Below are 11,675 nucleotides of genomic sequence, written 5' to 3' on the forward strand. Positions count from 1 at the left end.
CACTGCCAGCATCGATGACTTTACCCGTTATTCTAAAGATCTTGCAGATGAAGGCACCCGCTGCTTTATCGATGCTGATAATATGCGTGCCGTCAGTGTGCTTAACCTGGGAACTATTGATGAACCAGGTCACGCAGATAACACCGCCACTCTCAAACTGAAAAAGACAGCACCGTTCTCTGCTCTGTTGTCTGTTAATGGCGAGCGTAACTCCCAGAAATCACTGGCAGAATGGATTGAAGACTGGGCCGACTACCTTGTGGGCTTTGATGCTAATGGTGACACCATTCAGGCAACAAAAGCGGCTGCGGCGGTCCGTAAAATCACGATTGAAGCAAACCAGACCGCGGATTTTGAAGATAATGACTTCAGCGGCAAACGCTCCCTGATGGAGTCTGTCGAAGCGAAGACCAAAGACATTATGCCAGTGGCATTTGAATTTAAATGCGTTCCGTTTGAAGGCCTGAAAGAACGTCCATTTAAATTACGCCTCAGCATTATCACTGGCGATCGTCCTGTACTGGTTCTGCGCATTATTCAGCTGGAAGCGGTGCAGGAAGAAATGGCTAACGAATTTCGTGATCTGCTTGTTGAGAAATTCAAAGACAGCAAAGTAGAAACCTTTATTGGTACTTTCACCGCCTGATTTCATTACTGCAAATGCCCCTGCGGGGGCATTTATGGGAACGTAATTGACTCAATAATCGCCTGAAGGCGGGGGGTTTCTTTAACCAAAATTCAGCGCGGTGCAGTGCATATAACGTGGAGAACAAAATGTCATTTATTAAAACTTTTTCCGGGAAGCATTTTTATTATGACAGGATAAATAAAGACAACATCGATATTAACGATATCGCGGTTTCCCTTTCAAATATCTGTCGCTTTGCCGGCCATCTTTCACACTTCTATAGCGTCGCCCAACATGCGGTGCTTTGCAGCCAGCTGGTACCGCAGGAATTTGCTTTTGAAGCGTTAATGCATGATGCAACAGAAGCGTATTGCCAGGACATCCCGGCTCCACTGAAACACCTTCTTCCTGACTATAAACGGATGGAAGAAAAAATAGACGCCGTAATCCGTGAGAAATACGGGTTACCCCCGGTTATGAGCACGCCTGTGAAATATGCCGATCTCATCATGCTGGCAACTTAACGCCGCGATCTCGGGCTTGATGATGGCTCTTTCTGGCCAGTACTGGAAGGTATCCCGGCAACAGAGATGTTCAAAGTTATTCCACTGGCTCCAGGCCATGCCTACTGGATGTTTATGGTACGTTTTAACGAGTTATCGGAGTTACGCAAATGCGCATGAATGTTTTCGAAATGGAAGGGTTTCTTCGCGGGAGATGTGTACCACGAGACCTGAAAGTTAATGAAACGGATGCTGAATACCTGGTACGTAAATTCGATGCGCTTGAAGCTAAATGTGCAGCACTGGAAAACAAAGTAATACCAGTGTCAACTGAACTGCCACCAGCAAATGAAAGTGTTCTGTTATTTGATGCTAACGGAGAAGGCTGGCTGATTGGCTGGCGTTCTCTCTGGTACACCTGGGGACAAAAAGAAACAGGAGAATGGCAGTGGACATTTCAGGTCGGGGACCTTGAAAACGTCAATATCACTCACTGGGCAGTAATGCCAAAAGCACCGGAGGCTGGAGCATAATGACTACATTTACCAATAAAGAACTGATTAAAGAAATCAAAGAACGAATCAGCAACCTAGAGGTTCGAGACGATATTGAGCGCCGTGCCTATGAAATTGCTCTGGCATCGCTGGTAGAGGATCCGGTGGCATGGCTGCATTCAGACAATGGCTTAGGTATTCCGACAATAACGAGGAGTAAAAACATTGCTGACAGTTGGTTATCAAAGAGCTGGTATGTTCAGCCGCTATATATAGCCAAGCCAGTGCCGGTGGTGCCAGATGCTCGTCCGTCTTTAAATAATGGCATAGTCGGCTTTGATGAAGGCTGGAACGCCTGCCGCGCCGCCATGCTTCATGGTGCCGAACCTGTAAGCCAGACTTACAAGTTGAACAAGCTGTCGGGCAACTCTCCGGTAACTCCGGATGGTTGGATAAGCTGTAGTGAGCGAATGCCGAACGATAAACAGTATGTTTGGTGTTGGGGGAAGCCTTACGGCTGGACTGAGTGCGATACCTTCGAAGGGTATTACGATTGGTCGAGAAACAAATGGTGGGCAGTTACTGACGATGGGGAAGAACCGGCATCGAAAGTAACCCACTGGATGCCGCTACCGGAGCCGCCGCAGGAGGTGAAGTAATGAACAACTTAATGACAACTAAACAAGTCGCCGACTTCTGTGGCGTTTCAGTATCGACTGTTCTTCGCTGGAACAGCGTAAACAGGAGAACTGGCCAGAAATACAGGCCTGATTTTCCAGATCCTGATATCAAATCCTGCCCAAATAAATGGGCATCACGCAAGATATACAGGTTTGCGGGCGTTATAGAGTAACGTTTCTTAGTTCCGATGTTAGCAGCCCCATCTATAGCACAGAGCTAAATCTAATCTGATTACCTGCTCTGTGCCATAGACGTTTCAGTAACTGAACTATTTAACCGTAATTAATATCTTCAACTTTAGTATATGAAACATAGCATGGCTCACATCATAGGCAGCATCTCATTGGACAAATATTCCATTAGATGTTCATTACGTAGCACGCTGTCATAGAAAATATGCCCCCAAGAATTAATCGACTTTTCAAGAGCCATATATCGAAAAGTCTCAAGTTGCTCCCTTACATTCAACCCCTTATGGCGCATTTTTCCCACAAGGCGCAGTAACCGCAAATAATTACTTTGAAAATATCGATAGTAGCGTGCTGGTATATTTAACTCTGTAATATGTCTCGAAATTAATTCTTGAAACTCTTTGTCAAGTTCAGGATGAGGGTGAAGCCCAATTGAAGTAGGCGCATTAAATGGTTCATGAATATCTAATATTAAGACTTGTCTTTCAATAAAACTATCATAGTAAGGGTGAATAAAAAGTCGCTTACCATTATCATCACTAATCTTAACTCCCTTGGCTCCTTGACATATATCACACATAGGGAAAAGATTTACTAAGGTTACAGAAAACTCAGGAAAAAAGTTTTTTGGTAAATAATGATCAAGCGTGTTAGGAGTTCCATCTTCACCGCATGACGGACAATAATCCAATACACGACTTCGCAATTTATCCAGAAGGGGTTTCTGAACAGATTCCACACCTGGAGAGATATATAAATTTTTGAATCGCCCATGAACTAATGGGTCATTCATTTCTTCCCAAATTTCAATAGACTCAGGATTCCCACCAAACTCAATATATTGATAAACTCGATTCTTCCATGCTTCTTTAATCCTGATAAAATAATCTTTGTGTTTGCCTCCCTGACGCTCTTCAACAATACATTCAATTAATTCAATATCATTCAGCTCAAAACAAGGAGAGTCAAGACGAATCACCATTTATCCTCCGCCATTGCATGGATCTGAATCAACATTTCCTCGTTGATATTGTCCCCTAAAGCTTCAATAAGCTCTTTAGCAGATCCATATTCTTCCAATTTTTCACGTAGCCACGCCTCAAATGGTTTAGAAACAGATTTATCGCCAAAAACATAAGACGAAATCCGCTGTATATCTCCACCAAATGTCTCAAAAGGCGGATGATTTATAAATAGACTATCATTAGTACGTTCAAAAACATGAACACAATGTCGTGGTAATTCACGTACAGTGACCAATGAATGTGTTGCCAACAAAGCCTTGGAGGCATAGTTTCTAAGAATTTTCTTCAACATTTGTATAAAGGCAATTTCGAGCGTAGGATGCAGGAATAGTTCTGGTTCATCGATTAAGATAAGACTGTTTCTACGTATTGCTCCTAAAATATTTGTAACCATGTAGGAAAACAGTCTCTGTCCCGAACTCAATTTAATCGGCGAACCGTCCTTTAGGAAAATAATCCCTGTGCGAACGTGAAGAAATTCGCGTAATCTTTTTGTATTTGGTTCATCTATACGGTCGGAGCGAATTGGAATATATGCCTCAGGTTGTCCATTACCATCAATTATGGCATCGGCCGGGATGAATGAATCATCCACTAGCCATGGGCCACTTTCAAATAGTTGAGATTTATCTTCAAAACCAGAAACACCAATAGCGATATCGTCAAAATCAATTGCGTTTTTTAATACGGAATAAAGGGTGGCAACCTTATTAGACCAATTTTTAATCGCACCGTATTTACGATCATCCTCCAAGCATAATATTAAGGAATATGCTGCATTAAGATGAGGCCATTGTCGAGATAAACGGATTTTTTTTATCTCTTTACCGTCAGGGTGCGTTTGTGTTTCATAAGTGCGTAGACCAAAATATCGATAAACATCATGATCTTTCCGCTCATTACCACTCTCTCTATCGACAACTTCACTATCAATTGGGAACAATTCAAATGGGCTGTAAGAAACAACAACAATTTGATTAATATTGGGCTCTTTTTCAAAGCCAGTTTCGTTCTTTTCGTTCGGATTCAATCTAAGCCAGTCGTCAACAATCTGAATTAAAGCTTGTGATTTACCAATACCATTAGGACCAATCAGAACATTAATATCATGTGGTAGTGGTGAAACTGTAGAGAAGTTTAGACTCAAGGGCTGGATGTCTCCACCAAATGTTCGGAAGCGAAAGATCATATTTCCTATGCTAATACCCTCTCCGTTCAGAGCGCGCCATCCATCGAGAAATGATTTTATAGATCCACGTTCACGTTGGAGCGACTTCTTAAACCCGTTTGAGCTAACTAATTCCATACTATTGGAATCTTCAAGAATATGCACCATATAACTCGCATCACAGAGAACCTCTGCAACTTTAATAGCTGCATCTGAACCAAGATGTCCATCAATAAGTTCGTAAAAAGTAATATCTTCAGGATTGGAAATATAGGACAAATCTTTAATAGGAAATACACCATCCCAGCCTTTTGAAACAAGCTCATCAAAATAACTGAAAGACGTCATTTGATCCTTAATCAAAATCTTAAGTGCCGGAAGTTCAACCTCTCTACCGTTAATCTGGCAGTATGTTGGGAAGGATGTTTTATAATCGAAGTCATCCCATCGATCAAATAATAACAAGATAACAGTATCATGAGATTTAAGAATAGCGTCACGTTTTACGTTATCCTTCCCCACATAAATTACGTCCATATTCCCCTCTTTCTAATCAACCATCGTTGACTCTTTCTATCATTTAGAATCGTTCGTGTCGAATTCTTAGTCGCCATAAGCTTATAGAGCTCACAGAACCATTGTAAATGACTAATGGATTGTCTTAACATATGGTGTAATAAAAAATCCTTTGAGAAGCTGTACTCCAATACCATATGGATTGACACAAAATTGTTAGTAATGTATTTGCTATAATAGTGTGTTCAAAATTCGGTATACCCACTTTCACTTAAAGCGAAATATCAATTGGATTTTGAGCTAGTACAAGTAACAATCGATTCAACTCTCTCCCACCATGCCTGGTAGGCTTTACGCTGTTCTTCTAGATAATCGCTCTTGTCATAAACTTGCCATACCCCAGGCAGTTTATGACCTAGCATTATTTCTGCAATATGAGGCGCAGTAAGATCAGAAAAGTTCGTTCGTGCTGTTCGCCTCAAATCATGAAGAGACCAATGAGGGAATTGATATCCTAAACGCCGCCATGCGTATTGCATTAAATTGTAAGGCAGCGACTGCAATGATGTCCGACCAACTGGCTCCCTGCTTCCTTCCTTAGTAAAAAGCATATCGGAACCGTTGTTCATAGAGATAACATATTTTATAAGCTCTTCAACAGGTTCAATAATGGGCCGCTTTAGCGGTTCGCCTGTTATGTCCCCTGTCTTATGCCGCTCTGGTGGTACAGTCCATACCTTATTAATGAAATCAAAATCGTCCACTCTGGCAGTAATCAGCTCTGAACTACGACAGCCGAAATGCAGCAATAGTTTAATAAAGGCCCGGTATTTGGGAACCATTCGAGAACCATCGATCGCAGCATAAAGAATTTTAATTTCATCGTGTGTCAGAAACCGTTTCTTCTGACCTTTACGGATATCCATATCTTTACCCGTGATATCCGACAGCGGGCGAGTTTCAATAAGCTTTCTCTTATACGCCCAGACATGGGCCTGCTTTGCGTTAATTAGCAATCGGTCTGCTATTGCTGGAGTCTTAGTGCTAAGAGGCTCCAGGACCTCTAACCAATCATGCAATGTAGCTGCATCGTGAGGGATACTCCCGATTTTAGAGAACAGGTGCAGTTCAAATGAGCGGAGTATCTGCTCAGAACCTTTTTTATTTTTTACACAATATGCTTCATACCAGGCACGGATCACAGACTCTACCGTCATGGATTCAGTAGCTTTGCGTTTTTCTGCCTGCTTGACCAATCGTGGATTGCGGTTTGACTCGAGTTCACCACGAAGACGGATAACTTCTTCTCTGGCCTCTTTTAATCCAGTTGCCGGGTAAGTTCCGATATCAAGACGCTCACCTTTCCCTGCCCATTGATAACGATATTGGAACACTACGCGACCTTTCGGTGATACTCTGACAGACAGACCATCACGATCAGATTTAACCAAAACCTTATCACGTTCCTTTCCAACGACTGAACGCAACCACGCATCAGACAGCGCCATTACTCACCTTGTACAAATCGTAAAACACCTCTGCTGCTTTGTACATTATGTACAAGCATATGTACAGATTTTTGATGAAAGCAAGCTGATCGATTTAAAGTTACATGAAAGAATTTTCAATTAAAGAAGCCACATAACCAAATGTATTTAAATGAGTTATATAGCTCAACCTCAATTAACTGAAAGGATTTTGAAAGAGTAAAAGAGCTTTAATTTGGGCTTAATTATTGGGGTGAGAAATAATGGCAAAAGTGCGGCGCTTCGCCACCTCTTGCAAATAAGGAGACAACGTCATAATTCTTTCTTCTTGAGTAAGCGGCATCGCGCCGCGCTTGTTGAAAACGAAAAATTGCGGCTATTTTACCCATCAACGGGGGGGAGGCAATCAGTGTTTACACAGGAGCTGCTCCAGTTCGTGCAACGAAGAAACGGTCCAGGTAGGCGCGATGCCTTCTGGTTGCTCGCGATTGTGCGCATTCAGCCAGCAGGTCGCAAGCCCGGCGTTGATGCCACCGAGAATATCGGACTCGGCAGTGTCGCCAACCATCAGCACGCGTGAACGGTCAGGATTGCCCGCCTGTTCCAGCGCATAATCGAAAATTTTCTTATTCGGTTTGGCTACGCCAACTTCTTCGGAAATCACCAACAAATCGAAATAATCACGCAGGCCCGTGCGTTCCAGACGCACTTGCTGCAAGGCGCTAAAGCCGTTGGTGATGATGCCGATTTTGGCGTTGCCACGAATGGCGTTAAGCAGAGAAACCGCGCCCGGCAGCGGCGTACAGATTTCCGCCATCGCATTAATAAAGGCTTCGTTGAGTTTACCCGGCTCGACGTTCAGTCGTTCGGCCCAGCTCTCAAACCGCCCGTGCTGAAGCTGTAATGAAGTGATCGCGCCGTTTTGATAATCCACCCACAGTGGCTTGTTAACGGCCTGATAGTCCTGAAAATCTTCAGCGGTAAAGGTGACGCTGTAATCAAGAAACATCCGCTGCAGGCCGGTGAATGAGTCAAAGGTAAACAGCGTTTCATCGGCATCAAAGAAAATCCAGTCCCACTTCATTATTCCACCTTGTCTTACATACTGATTGGCAACGCCATGATGATGGCGTCTTCGCGACCGTCCGTGGTGGGGTAGTAATTGCGGCGAATCGTCGCCTCGTTAAAGCCTAAACTTTCGTACAGTGCAATGGCGGCAGCGTTTGAGGCACGGACTTCCAGCCATAGCGTCGCCACGCCGCGTTTTTCCAGTTCGTCGATCAGATGTTCCAGCAGCGCCCTTCCCAATCCCTGACGCTGATAGTCAGGATCGACCGCAATATTGAACAATGTAGCTTCATCCAGCACCACTTGCGTAATCGCAAACGCCGCCATTTTGCCGTTTTGCGTTAACTGAAAGTTGAGATAACGCTCGCCCTGGTTGCTGGCAAAGGTTTTTTCACTCCACGGAAAGGCGTGGGCGCGTTGTTCAATGTGGTAAGCCGCTGGTAAATCAGTCGTTTCGAGGGAAGAAATCGTGTTCATATGTGCAAATTTGTTGCCATAACGCGGCGCGTGCCGTTGGGTTTGCCCGTAATTCGGTGAGCGCCGGTGATGCCACCTGAGCGCCTTCCAGTGATAGCGGTTCGTCAGTACCCAACCGCCAGCTGTTGCAGCGACTGCCTTGCGGCAGCATCGCGATTTTTTCTGGCGTCAGTTGCAGCACTTGATCGGGGCTGACGGTTAATGCGCGCAGAACATCGCTCACCAGAGGATCGGTCAGGGCGGGAAGATCGTTTGCCACCATCACCAGACGGACGTGTGCCGGGATCGCAATCGCAATCTCCCCCTGCAACGCGCCAGGGCGACGCAGCGACCACTGGGTAATGCCCAGTTGCTGTAACTGCCAGTCTCGTCGGGATGTCATAGCGAATCGCTCCTGTTGTCAGGGGCGCAAATATAGCAAATTCGTCGATACCGCGCCAACATATGGCTATAATCGCCGCCAGTATCAATTGAGGAGCATTCCATGTCTGCATTTACCCCGGCAAGTGAAGTCTTGCTGCGTCACAGTGATGATTTCGAACAAAGCCGTATTCTTTTTGCCGGAGACTTACAGGATGACCTGCCCGCGCGTTTAGATACCGCGGCCAGCCGTGCTCATACCCAGCAATTCCACCATTGGCAGGTGTTAAGCCGCCAGATGGGGGATAACGCCCGTTTCAGTCTGGTCGCCACGGCGGATGATGTCGCAGATTGCAATACGCTGATTTACTACTGGCCGAAGAACAAACCGGAAGCCCAGTTCCAGTTGATGAATTTACTTTCTCTACTGCCGGTGGGCACGGATATTTTTGTCGTTGGCGAGAACCGCAGCGGCGTGCGCAGCGCCGAACAGATGCTGGCAGATTATGCGCCGTTGAATAAAGTCGACAGCGCCCGTCGCTGTGGCCTCTATTTTGGTCGTCTGGAAAAACAGCCGGAATTTGATGCCGATAAATTCTGGGGCGAATACAGCGTCGATGGCCTGACAGTCAAAACGCTGCCTGGCGTGTTTAGCCGCGACGGTCTGGATGTCGGTAGCCAGTTACTGCTCTCGACGTTAACTCCGCACACGAAAGGTAAAGTACTGGATGTCGGCTGTGGCGCGGGCGTGCTTTCTGTTGCCTTTGCGCGCCATTCACCGAAAATTCGTCTCACTCTGTGCGATGTCTCTGCGCCAGCGGTAGAAGCCAGCCGCGCAACACTTGCGGCCAACGGTGTTGAAGGTGAAGTCTTTGCCAGTAACGTCTTTTCCGAGGTGAAAGGTCGTTTTGATATGATCATCTCCAACCCGCCGTTCCACGATGGGATGCAAACCAGCCTCGATGCGGCGCAAACGCTGATTCGCGGCGCGGTGCGTCATCTTAATAGCGGCGGCGAGCTGCGAATTGTAGCGAACGCCTTCCTGCCTTACCCGGACGTGCTGGATGAGACATTTGGCTTCCACGAAGTGATCGCGCAAACCGGGCGCTTCAAGGTGTATCGCGCCATTATGACCCGCCAGGCGAAGAAAGGTTAAGTATCCCGCCTTATCCGACCTACCAAACCTGCACGTTACCCCGTAGGCCAGATAAGACGCGCTAGCGTCGCATCTGGCATCTGCCCCCGTATGCCGTGTCGGATGCGGCGTGAACGCCTTATCCGACCTACCAAACCTGCACGTTAGCCCTTCGTAGGCCAGATAAGGCGCGCCCGCGTCGCATCTGGCATCTGCACCCAAATACCGTGTCGGATGCGGCGTGAACGCCTTATCCGACCTACAAAACCTGCACGTTAGTTTCCTGATGGCCATTTTTCCAGCAATTACACCTCCGGCGATAATTAACTATTGACGAAAAGCTGAAAACCACTAGAATGCGCCTCCGTGGTAGCAATTCTTTTTAAGAATTGATGGTATGCGAAGGTGGCGGAATTGGTAGACGCGCTAGCTTCAGGTGTTAGTGTCCTTACGGACGTGGGGGTTCAAGTCCCCCCCCTCGCACCAAAAACCACGTTGATATTGCTCGCACTGGGCGAAGGTGGCGGAATTGGTAGACGCGCTAGCTTCAGGTGTTAGTGTTCTTACGGACGTGGGGGTTCAAGTCCCCCCCCTCGCACCAAACGAGGCGATATCAAAAAAAGTAAGATGACTGTGCGAAGGTGGCGGAATTGGTAGACGCGCTAGCTTCAGGTGTTAGTGTCCTTACGGACGTGGGGGTTCAAGTCCCCCCCCTCGCACCAATTATCTTTACTTCCTTTCTTGTTTCTTCCCTGATTTTTCATCCCTGATTCAAATTCATTATCATCAGCATGATGCCAGCAATAAGCGCCAGGCACGATGGCAGCAAAACGTAATGCCGCAACTGTTTGTGATACAGCATCACCGGCGTCAATATTAATCCCATCAGAATGACAATCCGCCACTGATCCGGCGATAAATCCGCATACATCAGCCCTGCAATCAGCAATCCCGGCAGCAACACTCCCCAGCCACTGCCCAGCGTACGTTGCAACATGGTTTCATCTCTTTCATTGATAATGATAACTAATATCATATGATAATTTTTATCATTTGCAAGCCAGAGAAATCCCTTGCTATCGGGTAAACCTATCGCTAGGATTAGCAATCATTATCATTTAGATTACTATCCCGATTATGGCCTATCGTTCCGCACCGCTCTATGAAGATGTTATCTGGCGAACGCATCTCCAGCCGCAGGATGCTGGGCTTGCACAAGCCATACGGGCGACGATCGCCGAACATCGTGAACATTTGCTCGAGTTTATCCGCCTGGATGAACCCGCTCCGCTTAACGCCATGACGCTGGCGCAATGGTCATCAACGAATGCGCTAAGTTCTCTACTGGCGGTCTATTCCGATCATATCTATCGCAACCAACCAACGATGATCCGCGAGAACAAACCGCTGATCTCACTATGGGCGCAATGGTATATCGGCCTGATGGTGCCACCATTAATGTTGGCGCTGCTGACGCAGGAAAAAGCATTAGATGTGTCGCCGGAACATTTCCACGTTGAGTTTCACGAAACCGGACGCGCCGCCTGTTTCTGGGTCGATGTGTGTGAAGATAAAAACGCAACACTACATTCGCCGCAGCAGCGAATGGAAACGTTAATCAGTCAGGCGCTGGTTCCGGTAGTGCAGGCATTAGAAGCAACGGGAGAGATCAACGGCAAACTTATCTGGAGCAATACCGGTTATTTGATCAACTGGTATCTGACTGAGATGAAACAGCTGCTTGGCGAGGCGACGGTTGAATCGCTGCGCCATGCCCTCTTTTTTGAGAAAATGCTCACGAACGGTGAAGATAATCCACTCTGGCGTACCGTGGTACTGCGCGACGGCCTGCTGGTGCGCCGCACTTGCTGCCAGCGTTATCGCTTACCGGATGTGCAGCAATGTGGCGATTGTATGCTGAAATGAAAGCACTGCCGGGGAA

General features: G+C 46.4%; 12 protein-coding genes, 3 tRNA genes and 2 pseudogenes. 9 read left to right on the top strand and 8 right to left on the bottom strand.

Features of this window, described 5'->3' with window-relative positions; translation table 11 throughout:
- The 4 genes and pseudogenes from ACJHYR_RS19785 to ACJHYR_RS19800 form a co-directional block, all read left to right on the top strand.
- Nucleotides 1-646, top strand: a 646-nt coding sequence (locus ACJHYR_RS19785) for a YfdQ family protein (protein WP_033812751.1), incomplete at its 5' end; no start/stop codon positions are given.
- Between the two features lie 128 nt (nucleotides 647-774).
- Nucleotides 775-1,311 (top strand): annotated as a pseudogene (gene yfdR, locus ACJHYR_RS19790) (5'-deoxynucleotidase).
- Entirely contained in the window at nucleotides 1,302-1,664 is a 363-nt protein-coding gene (locus ACJHYR_RS19795; RefSeq protein ID WP_001506963.1) for a phage protein, read from the top strand. Before yfdR ends, ACJHYR_RS19795 begins: the two are co-directional and overlap by 10 nt.
- A complete protein-coding gene (locus ACJHYR_RS19800; RefSeq protein WP_072837550.1) occupies nucleotides 1,664-2,284 on the top strand; it encodes a DUF551 domain-containing protein in 621 nt (206 codons plus the stop codon). The genes ACJHYR_RS19795 and ACJHYR_RS19800 overlap by 1 nt, the downstream gene beginning before the upstream one ends.
- Before the next feature lie 343 nt (nucleotides 2,285-2,627).
- Here ACJHYR_RS19800 and ACJHYR_RS19805 read toward each other — a convergent pair whose 3' ends face one another.
- From ACJHYR_RS19805 to holD, 7 genes and pseudogenes are all read right to left on the bottom strand, one after another.
- Nucleotides 2,628-3,479 (bottom strand): hypothetical protein, encoded by an 852-nt coding sequence (locus tag ACJHYR_RS19805; RefSeq protein WP_213057449.1) that lies wholly within the window; start codon nucleotides 3,477-3,479, stop codon nucleotides 2,628-2,630.
- A complete protein-coding gene (locus ACJHYR_RS19810; protein ID WP_072837551.1) occupies nucleotides 3,473-5,227 on the bottom strand; it encodes an ATP-binding protein in 1,755 nt (584 codons plus the stop codon). Before ACJHYR_RS19810 ends, ACJHYR_RS19805 begins: the two co-directional genes overlap by 7 nt.
- Before the next feature lie 263 nt (nucleotides 5,228-5,490).
- Entirely contained in the window at nucleotides 5,491-6,714 is a 1,224-nt protein-coding gene (locus ACJHYR_RS19815; protein ID WP_072837552.1) for a tyrosine-type recombinase/integrase, read from the bottom strand.
- 226 nt (nucleotides 6,715-6,940) lie between these two features.
- Nucleotides 6,941-7,009 (bottom strand): annotated as a pseudogene (locus ACJHYR_RS19820) (hypothetical protein); the annotation flags it as partial.
- Between the two features lie 90 nt (nucleotides 7,010-7,099).
- Nucleotides 7,100-7,777: a pyrimidine 5'-nucleotidase gene (gene yjjG, locus ACJHYR_RS19825; protein ID WP_000870712.1), complete on the bottom strand. Its 678-nt coding sequence runs from the start codon at nucleotides 7,775-7,777 to the stop codon at nucleotides 7,100-7,102.
- 14 nt (nucleotides 7,778-7,791) lie between these two features.
- Nucleotides 7,792-8,238, bottom strand: coding sequence for a ribosomal protein S18-alanine N-acetyltransferase (gene rimI / locus ACJHYR_RS19830; RefSeq protein WP_001092461.1), 447 nt, complete (start codon nucleotides 8,236-8,238; stop codon nucleotides 7,792-7,794).
- Nucleotides 8,207-8,620, bottom strand: coding sequence for a DNA polymerase III subunit psi (holD, locus tag ACJHYR_RS19835; protein WP_000204018.1), 414 nt, complete (start codon nucleotides 8,618-8,620; stop codon nucleotides 8,207-8,209). The genes rimI and holD overlap by 32 nt, the downstream gene beginning before the upstream one ends.
- A 102-nt stretch (nucleotides 8,621-8,722) precedes the next feature.
- On the opposite strand from holD, the gene rsmC reads away from it, so the two are divergent.
- The 4 genes from rsmC to ACJHYR_RS19855 all read left to right on the top strand — a co-directional run bounded on the left by rsmC (nucleotide 8,723) and on the right by ACJHYR_RS19855 (nucleotide 10,455).
- Nucleotides 8,723-9,754: a 16S rRNA (guanine(1207)-N(2))-methyltransferase RsmC gene (gene rsmC, locus ACJHYR_RS19840; RefSeq protein ID WP_001272335.1), complete on the top strand. Its 1,032-nt coding sequence runs from the start codon at nucleotides 8,723-8,725 to the stop codon at nucleotides 9,752-9,754.
- A 378-nt stretch (nucleotides 9,755-10,132) separates the two neighbouring features.
- Nucleotides 10,133-10,219: transfer RNA gene (locus ACJHYR_RS19845), tRNA-Leu, on the top strand.
- A gap of 28 nt (nucleotides 10,220-10,247) precedes the next feature.
- A tRNA-Leu gene (locus ACJHYR_RS19850) sits at nucleotides 10,248-10,334 on the top strand.
- Between the two features lie 34 nt (nucleotides 10,335-10,368).
- Nucleotides 10,369-10,455 (top strand) — tRNA-Leu (locus ACJHYR_RS19855).
- A 38-nt stretch (nucleotides 10,456-10,493) separates the two neighbouring features.
- Here ACJHYR_RS19855 and ACJHYR_RS19860 read toward each other — a convergent pair.
- Nucleotides 10,494-10,730, bottom strand: coding sequence for a DUF1435 domain-containing protein (locus tag ACJHYR_RS19860; RefSeq protein WP_001422893.1), 237 nt, complete (start codon nucleotides 10,728-10,730; stop codon nucleotides 10,494-10,496).
- 140 nt (nucleotides 10,731-10,870) lie between these two features.
- Between ACJHYR_RS19860 and fhuF the strand changes: the two genes are divergently transcribed.
- A complete protein-coding gene (gene fhuF, locus ACJHYR_RS19865; protein WP_000331572.1) occupies nucleotides 10,871-11,659 on the top strand; it encodes a siderophore-iron reductase FhuF in 789 nt (262 codons plus the stop codon).
- The last annotated feature ends 16 nt before the right edge of the window (nucleotides 11,660-11,675 follow it).

The organism is Escherichia sp. WS1450 (genome assembly GCF_046487395.1).
Taxonomy (GTDB): Bacteria; Pseudomonadota; Gammaproteobacteria; order Enterobacterales; family Enterobacteriaceae; genus Escherichia; species Escherichia coli.

Excerpts from the sequence above, each read along its gene's own strand:
- rimI (WP_001092461.1), bottom strand. The coding sequence starts at position 8,238 with ATGAACACGATTTCTTCCCTCGAAACGACTGATTTACCAGCGGCTTAC.
- holD (WP_000204018.1), bottom strand. The coding sequence starts at position 8,620 with ATGACATCCCGACGAGACTGGCAGTTACAGCAACTGGGCATTACCCAG.
- ACJHYR_RS19860 (WP_001422893.1), bottom strand. The coding sequence starts at position 10,730 with ATGTTGCAACGTACGCTGGGCAGTGGCTGGGGAGTGTTGCTGCCGGGA.
- ACJHYR_RS19815 (WP_072837552.1), bottom strand. The coding sequence starts at position 6,714 with ATGGCGCTGTCTGATGCGTGGTTGCGTTCAGTCGTTGGAAAGGAACGT.
- ACJHYR_RS19805 (WP_213057449.1), bottom strand. The coding sequence starts at position 3,479 with ATGGTGATTCGTCTTGACTCTCCTTGTTTTGAGCTGAATGATATTGAA.
- fhuF (WP_000331572.1), top strand. The coding sequence starts at position 10,871 with ATGGCCTATCGTTCCGCACCGCTCTATGAAGATGTTATCTGGCGAACG.
- ACJHYR_RS19800 (WP_072837550.1), top strand. The coding sequence starts at position 1,664 with ATGACTACATTTACCAATAAAGAACTGATTAAAGAAATCAAAGAACGA.
- ACJHYR_RS19810 (WP_072837551.1), bottom strand. The coding sequence starts at position 5,227 with ATGGACGTAATTTATGTGGGGAAGGATAACGTAAAACGTGACGCTATT.
- rsmC (WP_001272335.1), top strand. The coding sequence starts at position 8,723 with ATGTCTGCATTTACCCCGGCAAGTGAAGTCTTGCTGCGTCACAGTGAT.
- yjjG (WP_000870712.1), bottom strand. The coding sequence starts at position 7,777 with ATGAAGTGGGACTGGATTTTCTTTGATGCCGATGAAACGCTGTTTACC.
- ACJHYR_RS19795 (WP_001506963.1), top strand. The coding sequence starts at position 1,302 with ATGCGCATGAATGTTTTCGAAATGGAAGGGTTTCTTCGCGGGAGATGT.